At 67.1% G+C, this 20,483-nt stretch carries 19 protein-coding genes; 7 read left to right on the top strand and 12 right to left on the bottom strand.

The window, feature by feature from the left end:
* Positions 1-9: 9 nt before the first annotated feature.
* The 6 genes from FSY98_RS01670 to FSY98_RS01695 all read left to right on the top strand — a co-directional run bounded on the left by FSY98_RS01670 (position 10) and on the right by FSY98_RS01695 (position 5,248).
* Complete coding sequence (locus tag FSY98_RS01670; RefSeq protein ID WP_144873272.1) at positions 10-813, top strand: c-type cytochrome; 804 nt, start codon at positions 10-12, stop codon at positions 811-813.
* A 36-nt stretch (positions 814-849) separates the two neighbouring features.
* Entirely contained in the window at positions 850-1,926 is a 1,077-nt protein-coding gene (locus FSY98_RS01675; protein ID WP_144873275.1) for a ubiquinol-cytochrome c reductase iron-sulfur subunit, read from the top strand.
* Positions 1,923-3,740, top strand: a complete 1,818-nt coding sequence (locus FSY98_RS01680; protein WP_144873278.1) for a cytochrome bc complex cytochrome b subunit — start codon at positions 1,923-1,925, stop codon at positions 3,738-3,740. Before FSY98_RS01675 ends, FSY98_RS01680 begins: the two co-directional genes overlap by 4 nt.
* Before the next feature lie 76 nt (positions 3,741-3,816).
* On the top strand, positions 3,817-4,230 hold the full coding sequence (locus tag FSY98_RS01685) for a RidA family protein (RefSeq protein ID WP_144873281.1): 414 nt from the start codon (positions 3,817-3,819) through the stop codon (positions 4,228-4,230).
* A 5-nt stretch (positions 4,231-4,235) separates the two neighbouring features.
* Positions 4,236-4,736, top strand: a complete 501-nt coding sequence (locus FSY98_RS01690; RefSeq protein WP_144876552.1) for a GNAT family N-acetyltransferase — start codon at positions 4,236-4,238, stop codon at positions 4,734-4,736.
* Positions 4,737-4,828: 92 nt separating this feature from the next.
* Positions 4,829-5,248 (top strand): rhodanese-like domain-containing protein, encoded by a 420-nt coding sequence (locus tag FSY98_RS01695; protein ID WP_144873284.1) that lies wholly within the window; start codon positions 4,829-4,831, stop codon positions 5,246-5,248.
* 87 nt (positions 5,249-5,335) lie between these two features.
* Here FSY98_RS01695 and FSY98_RS01700 read toward each other — a convergent pair whose 3' ends face one another.
* The 5 genes from FSY98_RS01700 to FSY98_RS01720 form a co-directional block, all read right to left on the bottom strand.
* Positions 5,336-5,770, bottom strand: a complete 435-nt coding sequence (locus FSY98_RS01700) for a cytochrome c oxidase subunit 4 (protein WP_144873287.1) — start codon at positions 5,768-5,770, stop codon at positions 5,336-5,338.
* A 3-nt stretch (positions 5,771-5,773) separates the two neighbouring features.
* Positions 5,774-7,507, bottom strand: coding sequence for a cytochrome c oxidase subunit I (gene ctaD / locus FSY98_RS01705; RefSeq protein WP_186307518.1), 1,734 nt, complete (start codon positions 7,505-7,507; stop codon positions 5,774-5,776).
* A 3-nt stretch (positions 7,508-7,510) separates the two neighbouring features.
* On the bottom strand, positions 7,511-8,413 hold the full coding sequence (gene coxB / locus FSY98_RS01710; protein ID WP_144873290.1) for a cytochrome c oxidase subunit II: 903 nt from the start codon (positions 8,411-8,413) through the stop codon (positions 7,511-7,513).
* A gap of 97 nt (positions 8,414-8,510) precedes the next feature.
* Positions 8,511-8,876, bottom strand: a complete 366-nt coding sequence (gene erpA, locus FSY98_RS01715; RefSeq protein ID WP_144873293.1) for an iron-sulfur cluster insertion protein ErpA — start codon at positions 8,874-8,876, stop codon at positions 8,511-8,513.
* A 108-nt stretch (positions 8,877-8,984) separates the two neighbouring features.
* Positions 8,985-10,406: a dipeptidase gene (locus tag FSY98_RS01720; RefSeq protein ID WP_260857210.1), complete on the bottom strand. Its 1,422-nt coding sequence runs from the start codon at positions 10,404-10,406 to the stop codon at positions 8,985-8,987.
* 47 nt (positions 10,407-10,453) lie between these two features.
* Between FSY98_RS01720 and FSY98_RS01725 the strand changes: the two genes are divergently transcribed.
* The gene (locus FSY98_RS01725; RefSeq protein ID WP_144873296.1) at positions 10,454-11,041 is read left to right on the top strand and encodes a DUF3043 domain-containing protein; all 588 of its coding nucleotides are present in this window, start codon (positions 10,454-10,456) and stop codon (positions 11,039-11,041) included.
* Positions 11,042-11,104: 63 nt separating this feature from the next.
* Here FSY98_RS01725 and FSY98_RS01730 read toward each other — a convergent pair whose 3' ends face one another.
* The 7 genes from FSY98_RS01730 to FSY98_RS01760 form a co-directional block, all read right to left on the bottom strand.
* Positions 11,105-12,133 carry a quinone-dependent dihydroorotate dehydrogenase gene (locus tag FSY98_RS01730; RefSeq protein WP_144873299.1) on the bottom strand — a complete coding sequence of 343 codons (1,029 nt, stop codon included), beginning with the start codon at positions 12,131-12,133 and terminating at the stop codon, positions 11,105-11,107.
* Positions 12,134-12,143: 10 nt separating this feature from the next.
* The gene (nrdR, locus tag FSY98_RS01735) at positions 12,144-12,614 is read right to left on the bottom strand and encodes a transcriptional regulator NrdR (RefSeq protein WP_144873302.1); all 471 of its coding nucleotides are present in this window, start codon (positions 12,612-12,614) and stop codon (positions 12,144-12,146) included.
* 10 nt (positions 12,615-12,624) lie between these two features.
* Entirely contained in the window at positions 12,625-13,929 is a 1,305-nt protein-coding gene (hisD, locus tag FSY98_RS01740; protein WP_144873305.1) for a histidinol dehydrogenase, read from the bottom strand.
* A 2-nt stretch (positions 13,930-13,931) separates the two neighbouring features.
* Positions 13,932-15,254 carry a hypothetical protein gene (locus FSY98_RS01745; RefSeq protein WP_144873308.1) on the bottom strand — a complete coding sequence of 441 codons (1,323 nt, stop codon included), beginning with the start codon at positions 15,252-15,254 and terminating at the stop codon, positions 13,932-13,934.
* Positions 15,255-15,364: 110 nt separating this feature from the next.
* Entirely contained in the window at positions 15,365-18,883 is a 3,519-nt protein-coding gene (gene dnaE, locus FSY98_RS01750; RefSeq protein ID WP_144873311.1) for a DNA polymerase III subunit alpha, read from the bottom strand.
* Positions 18,884-18,892: 9 nt separating this feature from the next.
* Complete coding sequence (locus FSY98_RS01755; RefSeq protein WP_144873314.1) at positions 18,893-19,522, bottom strand: GNAT family N-acetyltransferase; 630 nt, start codon at positions 19,520-19,522, stop codon at positions 18,893-18,895.
* Between the two features lie 39 nt (positions 19,523-19,561).
* On the bottom strand, positions 19,562-20,482 hold the full coding sequence (locus FSY98_RS01760; protein WP_144873317.1) for an RluA family pseudouridine synthase: 921 nt from the start codon (positions 20,480-20,482) through the stop codon (positions 19,562-19,564).
* Position 20,483: the final 1 nt, after the last annotated feature.

A 20,483-nucleotide genomic window follows, 5' to 3' on the forward strand; every position in this document is an offset into this window, starting at 1 on the left:
ATCCCCGAGATGGCACGAGAGAAGAAGCGCCGTTCGAACGGCCGCCGGAGCCCACTGGCTGCCGCGGCCCTCATCGGAGCAGGCCTCATGATCACCGGCGCGGTGTACGCCGGAGCGTCCGCGGCATTCGCCGCGACCGACACCCAGACGGCGGCATCGAGCACGCTGACGGTCGAGGACGGCGAGAAGCTTTTCCAGGCGAACTGCGCCACTTGCCACGGCCTGGACCTGCAGGGCACGCCCAACGGACCCAGCCTGTACGGCGTGGGCGAGCTGGCGGTCGAGTTCCAGATGTCGACCGGTCGCATGCCGCTGCAGATGCAGGGCCCTCAGGCCCCGCAGAAGCACCCGCAGTTCACGGAGGACCAGATCCTCGCGATCTCGTCGTACGTGCAGGAGACGGCTCCCGGCCCGACCTTCCCGGAGAAGGAGATCCTGGACGGCGAAGGCGATGTGTCGCACGGAGCCGAGCTCTTCCGCGTCAACTGCGCCATGTGCCACAACGTGGCCGCCGCGGGTGGCGCTCTCACCGAGGGCAAGTACGCTCCCGCCCTGACCGAGACCAGCGCGCTGCACATCTACGCCGCCATGGTCACCGGCCCCCAGAACATGCCCGTCTTCGGTGACCTGAACCTCTCCGACGAGGACAAGCGCGACATCATCTCGGCTCTGCTCTTCCAGCAGCAGTCGGTGCAGGTGGGCGGCTTCTCGCTGGGCTCGCTCGGTCCGGTGTCCGAGGGCCTGTTCGCCTGGATCTTCGGCATCGGCGCGCTCGTCGCCATCACCGTGTGGATCACGGCGAAGTCCAACTGACGCTTATTCATCGAAGAGGAACGTACGAGGATCACCATGGCACACGACGACGACTCGCAGGCTCTCGACAGGGCCTACCAGCCCTCTCCGGGGCTGGGTGTCGCAGTCAACGACCCCGTGCAGAACCCGGGGCTGCCGCCGCACCGCGAGCGGATGACCGACAAGGACCCGCGCGCCGAGAAGACGGCGGAGCGGACCGTCTACACCCTGTTCTACCTCTCGCTGGCCGGAAGCATCTGGGCGGTCGCCGCCTACATGCTCTTCCCGATCGAGAGCGGCGCTCTCATCGACATCCGCCAGAACAACCTCTTCATCGGTCTCGGCATCGCGCTCGCGCTCCTCGCTCTCGGCATCGGCGCCATCCACTGGTCCAAGGCGCTGATGAGCGACAAGGAGCACATCGAGCTCCGCCACCCCACCCGCGGCAAGGACTCCACCCGCGAGGCGACCATCCAGGCCTTCGCAACGGCCAACGAGGAGTCGGGCTTCGGCCGTCGGACCATGATCCGCAACTCGCTGTTCGCAGCGATCGTCGCCTCGATCATCCCCGGCGTGACGCTCTTCCGCGGGCTCGCACCGCACAGCACGCCGGATGACCCGACTGCGGGCGATCCGGTCGCGCTGCTGCAGCACACCATGTGGGAGAAGGGTGCCCGGCTCGTCCGCGATCCCGACGGCACGCCGATCCGGGCGTCCGATGTCACCCTCGGGTCCGCCTTCCACGTGATCCCGGAGGAGCTCGCCACGCTGAGCCACCACGACGGGTACCTCGAGGAGAAGGCCAAGGCCATCGTGCTGATGATGCGGCTCCGCCCGGAGCAGCTCATCGAGGCCGAAGACCGCAAGGACTGGTCGTACGACGGCATCGTCGCGTACTCGAAGGTCTGCACGCACGTCGGATGCCCGGTCGCCCTGTACGAGCAGCAGACGCACCACCTCCTCTGCCCCTGCCACCAGTCGCAGTTCGACGTCACGGATCACGCCAAGGTCATCTTCGGCCCGGCCGCGCGTCCTCTGCCGCAGCTGCCTATCACCGTCGACGACGAGGGCTACCTCGTCGCACGCAGTGACTTCACCGAGCCCGTCGGCCCGAGCTTCTGGGAGCGCCATTGAGCACCGCAACGCTGTCCAAAGAGGACAAGGACAACAAGGCGCCTCTCGGCGGCCGCTTCGTCGGCGCCGCGTCGAACTACCTCGACGAGCGCACCAGCCTCTCCGGTCTGGTCAAGGAGCTCGGTCGCAAGATCTTCCCTGACCACTGGTCGTTCATGCTCGGCGAGATCGCTCTCTGGAGCTTCGTCGTCGTGTTCCTCTCCGGAACGTTCCTGACGTTCTTCTTCGAGGCCTCCATGGTCGAGACGCACTACACGGGCGCCTATGCTCCGATGCGCGGCATCGAGATGTCGGCAGCGCTGGAGTCGTCGCTGAACATCTCGTTCGACATCCGCGGCGGACTCCTCGTCCGCCAGATCCACCACTGGGCCGCGCTCGTCTTCATCGCCGGCATCGGCGTGCACATGCTGCGCGTGTACTTCACCGGCGCTTTCCGCAAGCCCCGCGAGCTCAACTGGGTCATCGGCTTCGTCCTGTTCATCCTCGCGATGGCCGAGGGCTTCACCGGCTACTCGCTCCCCGACGACCTGCTCTCGGGTAACGGCCTCCGGATCATCGACGGGATGATCAAGGGCCTCCCCCTGATCGGCACATGGACGTCGTTCATGCTGTTCGGCGGCGAATTCCCCGGAACCGCCATCGTCGGCCGTCTGTACACACTGCACATCCTGCTGCTGCCGATGATCATCATCGCCCTGATCGCGGTGCACCTGATGCTGATGATCATCAACAAGCACACGCAGTTCGCGGGCCCTGGCCGCACGAACGACAACGTCGTCGGTTACCCGATGATGCCGGTGTACATGTCGAAGATGGGCGGCTTCCTGTTCATCGTCTTCGGTGCCATCGTGCTGATCGCGACGTTCTTCCAGATCAACCCGATCTGGAACTACGGCCCGTACGACCCGTCCCCCGTCTCCGCCGGTACTCAGCCGGACTGGTACATCGGCTTCGCCGACGGCGCGCTGCGACTCGCCCCGTCCAACTGGGACATCGTCTTCCTCAACCACACGTGGTCGTTCGGCATCCTCGCGCCGGTGGCGGTCCTCGGGCTGTTCATCGTCGTCGTGGCGATCTACCCGTTCCTCGAGGCGTGGATCACCGGCGACAAGCGCGAGCACCACATCGCCCAGCGCCCCCGCAACGCCGCCACCCGCACCGCGATCGGTGTCGCCGGAGTCGTGTTCTACGCGGTCCTCTGGGCTGCGGCATCCTCCGACCTCATCGCGACGCACTTCATGCTCACCATGGAGGGCGTGATCCACACGCTGCAGGCGGCGCTGTTCCTCGCCCCGATCCTCGCCTACTTCGTCTCCAAGCGCATCGCGCTCGCGCTGCAGAAGAAGGATCGCGAGATCGTCCTGCACGGCTTCGAGTCCGGTCGCATCGTCCGCCTTCCCGGTGGCGAGTTCATCGAGGTTCACGAGCCGGTCGACAAGTACGACCGCTGGAAGCTCATCGACGTCGACGGCTACGAGCCCCTCGTGGTGCGACCGAACGAGAAGGGCCGCATCCCCTGGAGCGAGAACCTGCGCTCCTCGATCTCCCGGTGGTTCTTCGAAGACCGTCTGGCTCCGCTCACGCAGGCCGAGGTCGAAGAGGCCGACGCTCACCAACATCACGTGACGGCGAGCAACGCCGAGGCCGAGGCCGCGGAGATCCAGGAATCGCACGAGCGTGCAGGGTTCCCTGACGCTCCTCTCACGGTCGAGGAGAACCACGTCGATGAGACGGCGAACACTCCGAGCACCGTGATCGCGACGGATCCGCCCAAGCACCCTCGCGACAAGAAGTCGGAGGAGGACGCGGAGTAGACTCCGCCACTCCCCCACCAGGGCCCTGTCCGTTCGCGGACAGGGCCCTTTCATCTGCCCGTGGAAGGATCGGATGATGAGTTCCGTCGTCCGTCTCATCCGCTCCGATTCTCTGCCCGCGGCTCCCTACGCGCACGCGGCCACCGCCCCGGCAGGTGCGCACCTGATCTTCCTCGCCGGCGCCTGCCCGCTCGCCGACGACGGAACGACCGTCGGGCCAGGCGACTACGCCGCCCAGGCCACTCGATGCATGGAGACTCTGCGCATGGCTCTCGAGGCCAGCGGTGCCGAGCTGACTGACGTCATCAGCACGCGGGCCCTCGTCGCCTCCACGGAGCGGAAGGACCTCGTCGCAGCATGGGACGTCATCCATGCCGCTTTCGAATCCCATGACGTCCCGAGCACGCTTCTCGGCGTCACCGCGCTAGGCTACGACGACCAGCTCGTCGAGATCGAAGCGATGGCCGCCGTCTCAGGAGAGCCGCGGTGACCTCGATGATCCGCGAGGCGATCGCCGCGGACGCCGAAGTCATCCAGAGGATCGAAACCGTGGCCGACGCGCTCCTCATCGAAGCACTCGGCGCACCCGCTCCGGAGTGGCCGTCTGCGGCAGACGCGACCGAGAGGATCGGGCATCCGGGATACGTTCTCCTCCTCGAGGAGGACTCGGACTCCTCGCCGGTCGGGTTCGTGCACGTGCTCGATGCTGACGGCGCTGCGCACCTGGAACAGCTCTCGGTTCTGCCGGAGCACGGACGCCGAGGCCATGGACGACGCCTCGTGGAGGCGGCGCTGGACGAGGCCCGTCGCCGAGGGTATTCCCGCATGACGCTCCGCACATATGCGGACATTCCCTGGAACGCCCCCTTCTACGCATCATGCGGATTCAAGGAGAGCATTCCCGAATCCGGATTCCACCGCCATCTCGCGGACGCAGAGACGCGCCTCGGTCTGGACCGGTACGGACGCAGACTGCAGATGACCGTTCCGCTCTGACGCAGGCGTTGCCGCCCACCATGGCGCGATTCGCACCCACGAACGTCCGGATCCGAGCGGCACACCGCATCGGCCGTCCCTAGGCTGTGATCATGATGGATCGAGGATCGTACTACGCCGCCAAACTCGCCGCCGAGACGGATGCGAGTGATGCCTACGCCGCGCAGCGTCGCGGAGAGGACATCGTCATCGTCGACGTCCGGTCGGACGAGGCGTGGGCCCAGGGCCGCGTCGCCGGGGCCGTGCACATGCCGTACAGCGAGATCGCCACCCGAGCGCCACAGGCGATCACGAAGGGTGCGACGGTGGTGGTCTACTGCTGGAGTCCCGGATGCAACGCCGGAGCGAAGGGCGCGCGGGAGTTCGCGGCGATCGGCTACGACGTCAAGGAGATGATCGGGGGGTTCGAGTACTGGGTGCGAGAAGGGTATCCCGTCGAAGACGCTGATGGGGTCCACCGGCGCCCCGTGGACCCGCTCACCGGTATCGCACGCATCCGCACCCACGTCTGAGACGCCTGCGACGACCGCTCCGCGTATCCGAGCGAGATACGAGAGAAGGGCCCCGAGGAGAGATCCTCGGGGCCCTTCTTCGAACACTCAGCGCGCGAAGTTGCCGCGATAGTACTCGTACACCCAGCCGACGATCGCGACCACGAAGATCGACAGACCGATCGGCAGCAGGAAGTGTCCGACCGCGAGTCCGACGACGAAGACGCCGGCCGACGCAGCGAGCACGAGCGGCCACCAGGACCAAGGGCTGAACTCGCCCAGCTCAGGGTCGCCGTCGTCGATGTCGCTCGTCAGGATGTCTTCGGGGAGCTCACCCTGCTGAGCCTTGTGCGTACGGTCGAGGTAGAACGCGACCATCGCGCCCATGAAGGCTGCGAAGAACAGGGCGACGGTGCCGACCCACTCGATCCGCATGGCGAAGTTGTCGTTCGGTGTCGCCAGGATGTGCCAGCCGGTGTAGACGACCCCCATCAGTGCGAAGAACGCGGTGAGGATCCACCAGAGGATGACGTTGTCGCGCATGGGTCAGTGGCCCTCTCGCTCGCCCGGGGCGGTGGTTGCGAACTCCGCTGCCTCCGGGTGGTTCAGGTCGAATGCGGGCCGCTCGCTGCGGATACGCGGGATCGAAGTGAAGTTGTGGCGGGGCGGCGGGCACGAGGTCGCCCACTCGAGCGAGGCGCCGTAACCCCACGGGTCGTTGACGGTGACCTTGGGAGCCTTGCGCGCCGTGATCCAGACGTTGAGGAAGAACGGCAGCATGGATGCCCCGAGGATGATCGCACCGATCGTGGAGACCTGGTTGCCCCAGGTCCACCCGTCGGCCTCGGAGTAGTCCGCGTAGCGACGCACCATGCCGTCGACGCCCAGCCAGTGCTGGATGAGGAAGGTCATGTGGAAGCCGATGAACAGCATCCAGAAGTGCACGTAGCCGAGACGCTCGTTCAGCATGCGTCCGGTCCACTTGGGCCACCAGAAGTAGAAGCCCGAGAACATCGCGAACACGACGGTTCCGAACACCACGTAGTGGAAGTGCGCGACGACGAAGTACGAGTCGCTCAGGTGGAAGTCGAGCGGCGGAGCGGCGAGGATGACGCCGGTGAGGCCACCGAAGACGAACGACACGAGGAAGCCGAGGGCGAAGACCATCGGTGTCTCGAAAGTGACGGAGCCTCGCCAGAGCGTGCCGATCCAGTTGAAGATCTTCACACCCGTCGGCACCGCGATGAGCATGGTCATCAGTGCGAAGAACGGGAGGAGTACCGATCCGGTGACGTACATGTGGTGAGCCCACACGGCCACGGAAAGGGCCGCGATGGCGATCGTCGCGTACACGAGGGTCTTGTAGCCGAAGATCGGCTTACGGCTGAAGACCGGGAAGACCTCGGACACGATGCCGAAGAACGGCAGCGCGATGATGTACACCTCGGGGTGACCGAAGAACCAGAACAGGTGCTGCCACAGGAGCACACCGCCGTTCTGCGGGTCGTAGATGTGGGCCCCGAGGACTCGGTCGGCTCCGGCGGCGAAGATCGCGGCGGCGAGCACCGGGAACGCCATGAGGATCAGGAGGCTCGTGATGAGCGTGTTCCACGAGAAGATGGGCATGCGCCACATCGTCATACCGGGAGCGCGCATCGTGATGATGGTGGTGATGAAGTTCACCGCACCGAGGATCGTCCCGAAGCCGGAGATTCCCAGACCGAGCATCCAGAGGTTTCCGCCGGCGCCCGGCGAGAACGAGGCGCTCGCGAGGGGCTGGTACGCGAACCAGCCGAAGGATGCCGCGCCCTGCGGCGTGAGGAAGCCGGCGACGGCGATGGTCGAGCCGAACAGGAACAGCCAAAAGGCGAACGCGTTCAGACGCGGGAAGGCGACGTCCGGCGCACCGATCTGGAGCGGGAGGATCGCGTTGGCGAACCCGGCGAAGAGCGGCGTCGCGAACATCAGCAGCATGATCGTGCCGTGCATCGTGAAGAGCTGGTTGTACTGCTCCTTCGTCGGCACGATCTGCATGCCGGGGGCGAAGAGCTCGGCACGGATGACGAGGGCCATCACGCCGCCGAGGAGGAAGAACAGCACCGAGGCGATGAGGTACATGTACCCGATCGTCTTGTGGTCGGTGGAGGTGATCCACTTGACGACGATGTTGCCCTTCTGCTCGACGCGCGACGAGCTCATGAGAGCGGCCTGACGCGCGGGCAGAGTGGTGGGACGGGAGCGAGGGGCCTCGTCGGTGCGGGGTGCTTCAGTGGTCGACATGGCTTACTCCTCTCCTTCCTCGGAGTCGTTTTGGCCGGTGGTCCCGGGCAGGTTCGACAGACGGTCGTAGGCGTCCGTGATGTCGCCGGTGTTGCCTTCCTCCTCGAGTGACTGGAGGTAGGCGTCGTACTCGTCCTGCTCGACGACCTTCACGTTGAAGAGCATCATCGAGTGGTACTCGCCGCAGAGCTCGGCGCACTTGCCGGCGTACTCTCCGACTCGGGTCGGGATGAACGACCAGGAGTTGTCCTTGCCGATGTACATGTCCTTCTTGTACAGGAAGTCGATGATCCAGAAGGAGTGGATGACATCACGGGACTGCAGGTTGATGGTGACCTTCTGGTCGACCGGCAGGACCAGGGTCGGGAGCTGATCCTGATCGATGTTGCCCGCGGCGTCCGGCTGAGCCTGGATGCCCATGGTCCACACGGCGTCGGAGTTGTCCTCCTGCTCGCCGTCGTACTGGAAGTCCCACGCCCACTGCTTGGCGATCGCGGTGATCTCGACGTCGGGGTCGTCCCACTTCGTCTCGATCGCGGCCTGGTCACGGGCGGTGAAGAAGAACATGCCCAGGACGAGGATCAACGGCACGATCGTGTAGAAGATCTCGATCGGCATGTTGTAGCGCATCTGCACCGGCAGGCCGGACTGCCCCTTGCGACGACGGTAGGCGATCGCTGCCCAGGCCATGAGGGCCCAGGTGATCACGCCGACGGCGAGGAGGACGATCCACGAGTTGACCCAGAGGGACGAGACGCGCTCGGTCTGGTTGGTGACGGCCGGCTCACCCTCCACGAAGCCCGGGAGGTAGCCGTTCAGCTCGGTGGCAGTACATCCCGCCAAGGCCACGGCTGTCGCGACTCCCAGGGGGAGAGCGACCCAACGAAGGCGGCGTTTCGAGGGCACGATGCACCTTTCAGATTGCGGACAGGGCACACCCCAAGTCTAGGGCAACCTCACACCTGATTCATGCCAACCGTGCAGGTTGACGAGGTGGATCCGATCAGTGGAAGCTGTCGCCGCAGGCGCAGCTGCCGGCCGCGTTCGGGTTGTCGATCGTGAAGCCCTGCTCCGAGATCGTGTCCTTGAAGTCGATCGATGCGCCGTCGAGGTACGGCACGCTCATGTTGTCGACGATGACCTCGACGCCGTCGAACTCGACGGTCTCGTCGCCCTCGAGGAAACGCTCGTCGAAGTACAGCTGGTAGATGAGACCGGAGCATCCGCCGGGCTGCACGGCCACGCGCAGGCGCAGGTCGTCCCGGCCCTCCTGCTCGAGCAGGTTCTTGACCTTCGTCGCGGCGGCATCGGTCAGCTTCACGCCGTGCGCCTGGGTGGTCTCTGCGGGGGTGAGTACGGTGTCGCTCATGTCGCTCCTTGTGACGGGCCGTGCTCGCACACGGCTGGTGACTCGATTTTACCTTCGCCTCGGCCCGGGCGGGTCGGTTTCGCCGGGCCGTCGGCATCTCGCACCGGCTCAGATGACGATGTCGTTCATCCGCGACAGCAGGAGCGCCTCCGTCGCCACTGCGTGGCGGAACGTGTCGAGGTGCAAGGACTCGTTCGGGCTGTGCGCGCGCGAGTGCGGGTCTTCGACACCGGTGACGAGGATCTGCGCCTCGGGGAACTCCCGCACGAGATCTGCGATGAAGGGGATCGATCCACCGACGCCGAGGTCGATCGGGGCGACGCCGTAGCCATCGCGCATGGCATCCCGCGTGAGGGAGACGGCCCAGCCGCTCGTGTCGACGAGGAAGCCGTTGCCGAGGTCCACATCCGAGAACGTCAGCTCGGCGCCGTGCGGCACGTGCGCCCGTAGGTGCGCCTCGAGCGCGGCGTAGGCGTCCTCGGCGGACTGACCGGGCGCGACACGGGCGCTGATCACGACCGTGACTTCGGGCAACAGGGTGTTGGATGCTGCGGCGACGCTCGTCGCATCGATCCCGATGACCGTGACCGACGGCTTGTTCCAGATGCGGCCGAGGATCGAACCGTCGCCGACCGGCGTGGTGCCTGGCAGCAGACCCGCCTCGTCGCGCAGCGTCTCCTCGGTGTAATCCGGGGTGGGGGTGTCGCGCTCGGTCATCCCCTCGACCGCGACGGAGCCGTCCTCGTTCCAGAGGGTCGAGAGCATGGCGATCGTGGTCATCATGGCGTCGGGCACCGCTCCCCCGAACATTCCGGAGTGCGAGGCGTGGTCGAGGGTGCGGACCCGCACGGTGAATCGCGCGTTGCCTCGGAGCGAGACCGTCAGCCCGGGGGTCACGGAGTCCCAGTTGCCCGAATCGGCGACGACGATCGCATCGGCGCGCAGCGCCTCCTTGTTGTCGGAGAGGAACTGCGCGAAGGAGCGGGAGCCGTACTCCTCCTCGCCCTCGATGAACATGGCGATGCCCAGCTCGAGGTCGTCGCCGATCACATCGGCCACTGCGCGGATCGAGGCGATGTGGGCCATGATGCCCGCCTTGTCGTCGGCCGCGCCTCGTCCGTACAGGCGCCCGTCGCGGACGGTCGGCTCGAACGGGGGCGTCTCCCAGAGCGCGTCGTCGCCCGGGGGCTGCACGTCGTGGTGGGCGTAGAGGAGGATCGTCGGCTTGCCGCCTCGGGCGGCGCGCGTGGCGAGCACCGCGGGCTGGCCCACCTCGTCGGTTCCGGGGATCGCAGCCCTGAGGACCCGCACGTCGTCGAATATCCCCGTTCCTTCAGCGAGGGATGCGACGGCTTCGGCGCTGCGCTCGAGCTGGCTCTGATCGAAAGCGGGCCAGGCCATGCCGGGGATGCGGACGAGATGACCGAGGTCGCTCAACGCGGCCGGGAAGCCGATCGCCGCCGCCTCCAGGAGTGCAGGCTCGCGGTCGCTGGACAGGTTCTGATCGCCGGGCTGGGCAGGAGATGTCATGCGAGTAATCTTAAGGTGATCCGTTTTCACCCGAACCGAGGAATCTCGTGGCCATTTCCCCCGCATCCCCTCCGACGAACGACGACGCCGCCGACAGGACGAGCGCAGGCAAGGGACGCGCGACGCCGACCAGGGCGGAGCAGGAGGCTGCCCGACGGCGCCCGCTGGTGGCCAACACCAAGGAGGCGAAGGCCGCGGCTCGTGCCGAGCTCAACGAGCGCCGTGCCCGCGCGCAGGCCGGTCTCGCCGCCGGTGAGGAGAAGTTCCTTCCCGCTCGCGACCGGGGCCCGCAGCGCCGCTGGGTCCGCGATTACGTGGACGCCGGATGGCACCCCGCCGAGTTCGTGATGGGCGTCATGGTGCTCGTCATCCTTGTCTCGCTGCTTCCGGCCAACCTCGCGATCGGCGGGTTCGCGGTCGCCGGTTGGGCGTACCTCGTGATGATGGCGTACCTCGTCCTCGCCATCGGCGGCATGATCTTCCTCGCCGTCCGCGTCAAGCGCAAGGTGTCGGCGAAGTTCGGCGCGGAGCGGATGGAGCGCGGTCTCGGCTGGTACGCGGCCATGCGGTCGCTGCAGATGCGGTTCATGCGTCTGCCCAAGGCGCAGGTCAAGCGCGGCCAGTACCCCGCCTGACCGATCCACGACGTGATGAGGGCCTCCCGCCGATCGGCGGGAGGCCCTCATCGTCGACGGCGGTCAGCGGCGGGTGCGTTCGAGCCCTCTGTTGATCTCCCGCCCCCACAGAGGTCCGCGGTAGAGGAAGGCCGTATACCCCTGCACCAGCGTGGCTCCGGCGTCCAGGCGCTCCCGGACGTCGTCTGCGGTCTCCACTCCCCCCACAGCGATGACGCAGAAGTCCGACGGGACGACAGTGCGGATGAGTCGGAGCACCTCCAGCGAGCGTCCCTTGAGCGGTGCGCCGGAGAGTCCCCCCGCACCGGCGGCCTCGATCGTCGCCTCGTCCGTGACGAGGCCGTCGCGGCTGATGGTGGTGTTGTGCGCGATGATGCCGTCGAGGCCCTCCGCGACCGCCAACTCTGCGATGGCGGTGATCTCCTCATCGGGGAGGTCGGGGGCGATCTTGACGAGCAGCGGAGTGGCGTCCGAGGCGTCCCGCACCGCGCGGAGCAGAGGGGCGAGGGTCTCGATCGCCTGGAGACCGCGGAGACCGGGCGTGTTCGGCGACGAGACGTTCACCGTGAGATAGTCGGCGAGGGGCGCGAGGCGCTTCGCAGAGGCGACGTAGTCGTCGGTGGCGTTCTCGACGTCGACGACACGGCTCTTGCCGATGTTGACGCCGATCACCGTGTCGGGGGCGCCTCTGCGCAGTCGAGCGAGACGACGGGCCGCGGCATCCGCTCCCCTGTTGTTGAACCCCATGCGATTGATCACTGCGCGGTCGGCGACGAGGCGGAACAGGCGGGGCTTCGGATTGCCCTCCTGCGGGATGGCCGTCACCGTACCGACCTCCACGTGGCCGAAACCGAGAGCGGCGAGCCCCCGCACCCCGACGGCGTTCTTGTCGAACCCGGCGGCGACGCCGAACGGGGAGGGGAAGGTGAGCCCCAATGCCTCGACCCGCAATGACGGATCCGGCTTCGTCAGGGCACGCGTGATACCCGCGAGCGGCCTCGTACCGAGCACGCGGATCACCGCCATGCCGGCGTGGTGGGCGAACTCGGGATCGAAGCGCGTCAGGACGACGCGGAAGAGCAGCGGATACATCCCTGCCAGATTACCGGTCGACGGTCTGCCGCTCCGCGTGATCCGCACGGAGGTCGGTGATGGCGCTCTCGAAGTCGTCGAGAGAGTCGAAGGCCTGGTAGACGCTGGCGAAGCGCAGGTAGGCGACCTCGTCGAGGTCGCGGAGGGGCCCCAGGATGGCGAGGCCGATCTCATTGGTGTCGAGCTGCGAGACGCCGGTCTGTCGGACGGCCTCCTCGACACGCTGCGCGAGGATCGCCAGGTCGGCCTCTGTGACCGGTCGTCCCTGACATGCCTTGCGCACGCCTGAGATCACCTTCTCGCGGCTGAACGGCTCCATGACCCCGGACCGCTTGATGACGTTGAGGCTCGCGGTCTCGGTGGTCGTGAACCGGCCACCGCATTCCGGGCACTGGCGACGCCGTCGGATGGAGAGACCATCGTCGCTGGTGCGCGAATCGATGACTCGCGAGTCGGGGTGTCGACAGAAGGGGCAGTGCATCTGACCGATCCTACGCGGTGAAGCGCGCCTCGACGGCCTCACCGTGTGCGGGCAGCACCTCGGAGTTCGCGAGCGCGACGACACCCGACCGCACGGCCGCGAGGGCCTCGCGATCGTAGGTGATCACCTGCTGCGGACGAAGGAACGTATAGGCCCCGAGCCCGGGTGCGTAGCGCGCCTGTCCGCCGGTCGGCAGCACGTGGTTGCTGCCGGCCATGTAGTCGCCCAGACTCACCGGTGTCTGGTCTCCCACGAAGACGGCGCCCGCGCTGGTGAACGATGCCGCGGCCGCCTCGGCGTCCGTGAGATGCAGCTCCAGGTGCTCGGGCGCGTACGCATTGCTGAAGGCTGTGGCCATCGCACGGTCGTCGACCAGCACGATCGCGGACTGAGGGCCGGAGAGCGCGGCGGCGACCCTCGTCGCGTGGCGGGTCGCCGAAGCCTGTCGCTCGACTTCTCTCGCCACCGCTGCAGCGAGTTCGTCGGAGTCGGTGACGAGGACGGCGGATGCCTGTTCATCGTGCTCGGCCTGGCTGACGAGGTCGGCCGCGATGAGTCGCGCGTCCGCCGCGCCGTCGGCGACGACGAGGATCTCGGTGGCCCCCGCCTCGGAGTCGGTGCCGACCACGCCTGCCACTGCCCGCTTGGCGGACGCGACGTAGTTGTTCCCCGGTCCGGACACGACGTCGACGGGGTCGAGGGCGAGGTCGACGACGCCGTGGGCGAAGGCACCGATCGCGCCCGCGCCACCCACCGCATAGATCTCGGTCACGCCGAGGAGTCCTGCGGCGGCGAGGATCGTGGGGTGGATCCGGCCGCCCTGGTCAGCCTGAGGCGGCGACGCGAGGGCGATCTGCGCGACCCCCGCCACCTGTGCGGGGACGACGTTCATGATGACGCTCGACGGGTAGACGGCCTTGCCTCCCGGGATGTACACGCCCACTCGGTGCACGGGCTGCCATCGCTGCGTGATCGTCGCCCCCTCGCCGATCCGGGTCGTCCGAGACGCCGGCACCTGCGCCTCAGAGGCCAGACGCACGCGACCGATCGCCTCATCGAGCGCGGACCGCACCTCGGGCGCGAGGTCAGCGAGCGCTTCCTCGATGTGGGAGGCGGGCACGCGGATCTCGTGGCCGGTCACGCGGTCGAAGGTCTCGGCCTGCTGGCGCAGCGCCGCCTCGCCGCGCTCCCGCACGTCGTCGACGATGCGGGCCGCAGTGTCGAGGGCTTCCGCGCGCGCCTGGGTGGCTCGAGGGACGGCAGCGAGCATGTCGGCGGGCGAGAGCTCGCGCCCCCGCAGATCGATCGTGCGCACGGTCAGCCTTTCGTGATGTCGGAGATGTCGTGCAGGTAGCCGATCCGTCCGTCGTCGTGGCGGACGACGTATGCTCCCCCTCGGTCCTCGATCACGAGAGCCCAGGCGGACGGGCCGACGCGGAAGATCGGCTCGCCTCTCTCGTCATGGACGTCGCGCTCGGTGGGAGCCAATACCCAGAAGGGCTGCTGCACGGGATCCACGTCGCGGGGGTTCGTCGCGTCGAGATCCGGGTCGTCGATCGCCGGGAACGCCTGAGTCCGAGGCGCCGCGTCGACCTCCTGCGCCCGGGCACCGAGCATCGCCTCGATGCTGCCCGTGTCGGAGACGACCTCCGGCTCACGCTCCCAGGAGCTTCGGGCATACGAGGGCGTGTACGCCTCGTCGGCCGTGGCCTGCTCCGTTCCCGTGCCGCCACCCGAGGCGTGGGAGGAGAGAGGCACCTGGCTGGCGAGATCGAGTCGCGCGACCTCGTCGGTCGCCTGCTGACCCGACAATTCGGTGTCGAGCCCGTCGGCAGGCACGGTGATCTGCGAGTCGGAAGCCGATGGTGCGGAGTCGGACGGTGCGGAGGCGGACGGTGGCATCTGCGCATCGAACGCGGATGGCGCGGGCACGTGATCCGCAGGTGCTGCCCCCTGCTCGGTCGTCTGCTCAGCCGGCGAGTGGGCGGGCGTGTCGTCGGCGGGCGTCTCAGCGGGTCGCTCCGGCCGGGGGCGGGCGATGACAGGACGGACCGGGTTCGCGTTCCGGTGGGCGAGCGTCACGAGACGGCCGTGGAAATCCTCCTTGATCCCGGGGATCAGCGGAGCGAAGACAGTCAGCGCGACGAGGGCGAGAGCGACGACGAACTGGACCCAGGGCACCCAGACGATCGCGTCGAGGTCGGCGCGGATGACGAGCGCGACGTAGTCCCAGATGACCTGAGCCCACCACACCGCTGCGACCGAGAACGCCACCGACGCGAACTGATCGATGCCCAGAGAGCCGACACGGCGGATGCCGTCGGGCGACAGACGGCGGAGCACGATCAGGAACACGGCCACGGTGGGCACGCCGACGGGCAGGATCCACGAGATCCCCTGTGTCCACAGAGAAGGCGACCAGCCGAGAGGGAGGAAGGAGAGGACGAACAGGACCACCCACGCGCCGACGATGATCAGCTCGCGCAGGGTGAAGCCGAGGATGCCGTACTCCGGCGTCACGTCGTCGTCGTACAGCACGCCGTCCTCGTCGGTGAAGTCATCGTCGACGGAGGGGACGGCGGACGCCGGGGTGGCGGCATCCGCGGGATCACTGCTCAGGAAGGGGGATTCCGTGCTCATTGGCGGTCCTTTCGTCACGGTGCGGAGTTCGGACGCCTCGCACCCAACGGGTCATGATCCTACCCGGTGGGTCGGGGAGGAAAGCAGGGAGCGACGCTCGATGACGGCCGTCAGCCGAGGCAGGCCGGCCCGAGCAACGACTTGAGGTCACCGAAGAGGTCGGCCGACACCTTCACCGGCATCGGCACGTCGAAGACCTTGGCCGTACCTCCCCGATGCACGCGGAGCATCACCTCGGTCTCCCCGCTGTGACGTCGAAGGATGTCGGCGAGGTCCTGCATGACCCGTTCGGTCGCGCGCTGCTCGGCGAGCACGAGCGCGAGCGGCCCCGCCGCATCGAACGATCCGACATCGGGAGAGAACGCCGACTGGGCATGCAGGTTGAGTCCGTCGTCGCGCCGCGAGACGCGACCGCGGACCGCCAGTATGGAGTCCTGCTGCAGAGTGTGCTGGAACTCGGTGTAGGTCTTGCCCATGAACATGACCGTCACCTCGCCGTTGAAGTCTTCGACCGTGATCATGCCGTAGGGGTTTCCGCTGGCCTTGGCCACGCGGTGCTGCACGCTGGTCACGAGCCCGGCGACCGTCACCTGGTCGCCATCCTGCAGGTCCTCGGAGTTGTTGAGGTCGTGGATGGAGATGGAGGCATGCTTCGCGAGCGGAACTTCGAGACCTGCCAGCGGGTGGTCCGACACGTACAGCCCGAGCATCTCGCGCTCGAAGGCGAGCTTGTCCTTCTTGATCCACTCGGGGCGAGCGGGGACCTTCGCCGGCGCAGCTTCGTCCATGCCGTCGTAGAGACTGTCGAAGTCGAAGCCGATCGCACCCTGGGCTTCGTTGCGTTTCCGATCGACGGCCGCTTCGACGGCGTCCTCGTGGATCTCCATGAGAGCCCGCCGGGTGTCTCCCATCGAGTCGAAGGCCCCCGCTTTGATGAGCGACTCGACCGTGCGCTTGTTCGAGACGTGCAACGGCACGGTGTCGAGGAAGTGGTGGAACGAGGTGAAGCGCTCGTCCTTGCGGGACTGCACGATGCCGTCGACCACGTTGGTACCGACGTTGCGCACCGCCCCGAGACCGAATCGGATGTCGTCGCCGACGGCGGCGAAGTAGTTGATGGATTCGGACACATCCGGCGGGAGCACCTTGATGCCCATGCGACGGCACTCGTTGAGGTAGAGGGCCATCTTGTCCTTCGAGTCTCCGACGCTGGTGAGCAGCGCCGCCATGTACTCGGCCGGATAGTGCGCCTTGAGGTAGGCGGTCCAATAGGACACGACGCCGTACGCCGCGGAGTGCGCTTTGTTGAAGGCGTAGTCGGAGAACGGGAGCAGGATCTCCCAGAGCGCATTCACGGCTCCGTCGGAGTACCCATTGGCGTGCATGCCCGCCTGGAAGCCCTCGAACTGCTTGTCGAGCTCGGACTTCTTCTTCTTGCCCATCGCTCGGCGGAGGATGTCTGCCTGACCGAGCGAGAATCCGGCCACGCGCTGGGCGATGGCCATGACCTGCTCCTGGTAGATGATCAGACCGTACGACTCCTCGAGGATGTCCGCCAGTGACTCGGTGAACTCGGGGTGGATCGGCGTGATCGGCTGCATGCCGTTCTTGCGCAGCGCGTAGTTGGTGTGCGAGTTGGCGCCCATGGGGCCGGGACGGTACAGCGCGATGAGTGCCGAGATGTCACCGAAGTTGTCGGGTTTCATCAGGCGCATGAGCGAGCGCATCGGCCCGCCGTCGAGCTGGAAGACACCCAGGGACTCGCCACGGGCCAGCAGATCGTACGCACCGCGGTCGTCGAGCTCGAGGTGCTCGAGGTCGAGCTCCTCCCCCCGGTTCATGCGGATGTTGTCGAGTGCATCGGAGATGATGGTGAGGTTGCGAAGCCCGAGGAAGTCCATCTTGATGAGCCCGAGGGACTCGCACGACGGGTAATCGAACTGCGTGACGATCTGGCCGTCCTGCTCCCGGCGCATGATGGGGATGATGTCGATCAGCGGCTCGGACGACATGATGACGCCTGCCGCATGCACTCCCCACTGGCGCTTGAGGCCCTCGAGGCCGAGCGCTCGGTCGAACACCGTCTTGGCCTCGGGGTCGGTCTCGATGAGAGCGCGGAACTCGCTTGCCTCCTTGTAGCGCTTGTGCGCGGAGTCGAACATGCCGCCGAGTTCCATGTCCTTGCCCATCACGGGCGGCGGCATCGCCTTCGTGAGGCGCTCGCCCATGCTGAAGGGGAAGCCCAGCACCCGCCCGGCGTCCTTGAGCGCCTGCTTGGACTTGATCGTGCCGTAGGTGACGATCTGGGCCACGCGCTCCGACCCGTACTTCCGGGTCACGTACTCGATGACCTCTCCGCGTCGACGGTCGTCGAAGTCGACGTCGAAGTCGGGCATGGAGACGCGGTCGGGGTTGAGGAACCGCTCGAAGATCAAGCCGTGCTCGAGCGGGTCGAGGTCGGTGATCTTCATGGCGTACGCCACCATCGATCCGGCTCCGGAGCCTCGACCGGGACCCACGCGGATGCCGTTGTCCTTGGCCCAGTTGATGAAGTCGGCGACCACGAGGAAGTAGCCGGGGAAACCCATCTGCAGGATGATGCCGGTCTCGTACTCGGCCTGCTTGCGCACCTTGTCGGGGATCCCGCTCGGGTAGCGGTAGTGGAGTCCGGCCTCCACCTCTTTGACGAGCCAGCTGTCTTCGGTCTCGCCCTCCGGCACCGGGAAGCGCGGCATGTAGTTGGCTGCCGTGTTGAACTCTACCTCGCACCGTTCGGCGATGAGCAGCGTGTTGTCGCACGCCTCGGGGTGGTCGCGGAAGAGCTGACGCATCTCGGCGGCGGTCTTGATGTAGTAGCCGTCGCCGTCGAACTTGAAACGGTTGGGGTCGTCGAGGGTCGAGCCCGACTGCACGCACAGCAGCGCCTCGTGTGCATCGGCCTCGTGCTGGTGCGTGTAGTGGGAGTCGTTCGTGCCGACGAGCGGGATGCCCAGATCCTTGGCGAGACGGATCAGGTCGGTCATGACCCGACGCTCGATCGAGAGCCCGTGGTCCATGATCTCGGCGAAGTAGTTCTCCTTGCCGAACAGATCCTGGAACTCCGCCGCGGCGGCACGAGCCGCGTCGTACTGACCGAGCCGCAGTCGGGTCTGGATCTCACCCGACGGGCAGCCTGTCGTGGCGATCAGGCCCTTCCCGTAAGTCTGCAGGAGCTCGCGGTCCATGCGCGGTTTGAAGTAGTACCCCTCCATGCTCGACAGGGAGCTGAGGCGGAACAGGTTGTGCATGCCCTGGGTGGTCTCGCTCCACATGGTCATGTGCGTGTACGCCCCCGAGCCGGACACGTCGTCGCTCTTCTGATCCGGGGAGCCCCACTGCACGCGCGACTTGTCGCTGCGGTGCGTACCCGGCGTCACGTAGGCTTCGAGACCGATGATCGGCTTGATGCCCGCGGCGTTGGCCGCCTTGTAGAACTCGAAGGCCGCGAAGGTGTTGCCGTGATCTGTCACGGCGATCGCCGGCATCCCGTAATCGGCGGCGGCCTGGGTCATCGATGCGATCTTCGCCGCGCCGTCGAGCATCGAGTATTCGCTGTGCACGTGCAGGTGGGCGAAAGAGTCTGATGCCATGATCCGAGTCTACGTTCGCCCTCCGACATCGCGCGTCGGTGCGCCCCGTCCCGGAACGCCGCCGTCGCGCAGGTCGAGTCTCATCAGCACTCTCGGGAAGCCGTCCAGTACGGAGCCGGTCTCTGCGGCCTGCTCGAATCCGGCGTCCTCGAACAGTGCGCGCGTGCCGACGTACGCCATCGTCGGGTTCACCTTCTCGCCGCGGTTGTCGACCGGATAGCCCTCGATCGCGGGCGCACCGCGTTCCCTCGCATACGCCACGGCCCCGTTCACGAGAGCGTGCGATATCCCCTGCTTGCGGTACCCGGGGCGCACACGGAAGCACCACAGCGACCAGACGTCGAGGTCGTCGACGTTCGGGATGAGCCGATTGCGGGCGAAGCTCGTCTCGCTCCGCGGATGCAGCGCCGCCCACCCCACCGGCTCATCGCCGAGATACGCGATCACGCCGGGAGGCGGGTCCGAGTGGCACAGCTCGCGGACGCGCTCCGCCCTCGCCGAGCCCCGGAGCGCGACGTTCTCTTTATTGCCGATCCGATAGCTCAGGCAGAAGCACACGTTCGATGTCGGCTTCTTCGGGCCGACCAGCATCGCGACGTCGTCGAACTCGGTCGCGGGTCTCACCTCGATGACGCTCATGCGCACAGTCTGCCGCGAGCCGCCGACGTTCTCCCCCGACTACTCGGCGCGCAGGACGTCCAGAGCGTGACGGAAGTCCGCCGGATACGGCGAATCGAACTGCACCCACTCCCCCGTGGCCGGGTGCGAGAAGGCGAGCTGGTGCGCGTGCAGCCACTGCCGGGTGAGCCCCAGGCGAGCCGAGAGCGTCGGATCGGCGCCGTAGAGGGGGTCGCCGACGCACGGATGCCGATGCGCGGCCATATGCACGCGGATCTGATGTGTACGGCCGGTCTCGAGGTGGATCTCGAGCAGGGAGGCACCGGGGAACGCCTCGAGCGTCTCGTAGTGCGTCACGGACGGCTTGCCGTCGGGGACCACGGCGAACTTCCAGGAGTGGTTCGGGTGGCGCCCGATCGGCGCGTCGATGGTTCCCGCGAGCGGATCGGGATGCCCCTGCACCACGGCATGGTAGATCTTCTCGACCGTGCGCTCCTTGAACGCCCTCTTCAGCGCGGTGTAGGCCCGCTCGGTCTTCGCGACGACCATGAGGCCGCTCGTGCCGACGTCGAGGCGGTGCACGACACCCTGCCGCTCAGGCGCGCCGCTCGTGGCCACCCGGAAGCCGGCGGCCGCCAACGCCCCGACGACGGTCGGTCCTTCCCAACCGAGCGACGGGTGGGCCGCGACACCCGTGGGCTTGTCGACCACGACGATGTCGTCATCGTCGTAGACGATGCCGAGCTCGGGGACGGCGATCGGCACGATCCGAGGCTCCTCCTTGGGCTGCCACTCCACCTCGAGCCAGCCGCCTCCGCGCAGGCGATCCGACTTGTCAAGGGTGACGCCATCGAGACGCACTCCCCCGGCTGCCGCGACGTCAGCGGCGAACGTGCGCGAGAACCCGAGCATCTTCGCGAGTGCCGCGTCGACGCGCACGCCCTCCAGCCCGTCCGGCACGGGGAGGGTCCGGAACTCCACG

This window comes from Microbacterium sp. 1.5R (assembly GCF_007667425.1).
Lineage (GTDB): Bacteria > Actinomycetota > Actinomycetes > Actinomycetales > Microbacteriaceae > Microbacterium.

Excerpts from the sequence above, each read along its gene's own strand:
- FSY98_RS01670 (WP_144873272.1), top strand. The coding sequence starts at position 10 with ATGGCACGAGAGAAGAAGCGCCGTTCGAACGGCCGCCGGAGCCCACTG.
- FSY98_RS01675 (WP_144873275.1), top strand. The coding sequence starts at position 850 with ATGGCACACGACGACGACTCGCAGGCTCTCGACAGGGCCTACCAGCCC.
- FSY98_RS01685 (WP_144873281.1), top strand. The coding sequence starts at position 3,817 with ATGAGTTCCGTCGTCCGTCTCATCCGCTCCGATTCTCTGCCCGCGGCT.
- FSY98_RS01690 (WP_144876552.1), top strand. The coding sequence starts at position 4,236 with ATGATCCGCGAGGCGATCGCCGCGGACGCCGAAGTCATCCAGAGGATC.
- FSY98_RS01695 (WP_144873284.1), top strand. The coding sequence starts at position 4,829 with ATGATGGATCGAGGATCGTACTACGCCGCCAAACTCGCCGCCGAGACG.
- FSY98_RS01700 (WP_144873287.1), bottom strand. The coding sequence starts at position 5,770 with ATGCGCGACAACGTCATCCTCTGGTGGATCCTCACCGCGTTCTTCGCA.
- ctaD (WP_186307518.1), bottom strand. The coding sequence starts at position 7,507 with ATGTCGACCACTGAAGCACCCCGCACCGACGAGGCCCCTCGCTCCCGT.
- erpA (WP_144873293.1), bottom strand. The coding sequence starts at position 8,876 with ATGAGCGACACCGTACTCACCCCCGCAGAGACCACCCAGGCGCACGGC.
- FSY98_RS01720 (WP_260857210.1), bottom strand. The coding sequence starts at position 10,406 with ATGACATCTCCTGCCCAGCCCGGCGATCAGAACCTGTCCAGCGACCGC.
- FSY98_RS01730 (WP_144873299.1), bottom strand. The coding sequence starts at position 12,133 with ATGTATCCGCTGCTCTTCCGCGTCGTCCTGACGCGCTTCGATCCCGAG.
- nrdR (WP_144873302.1), bottom strand. The coding sequence starts at position 12,614 with ATGCACTGCCCCTTCTGTCGACACCCCGACTCGCGAGTCATCGATTCG.
- FSY98_RS01745 (WP_144873308.1), bottom strand. The coding sequence starts at position 15,254 with ATGAGCACGGAATCCCCCTTCCTGAGCAGTGATCCCGCGGATGCCGCC.
- dnaE (WP_144873311.1), bottom strand. The coding sequence starts at position 18,883 with ATGGCATCAGACTCTTTCGCCCACCTGCACGTGCACAGCGAATACTCG.
- FSY98_RS01755 (WP_144873314.1), bottom strand. The coding sequence starts at position 19,522 with ATGAGCGTCATCGAGGTGAGACCCGCGACCGAGTTCGACGACGTCGCG.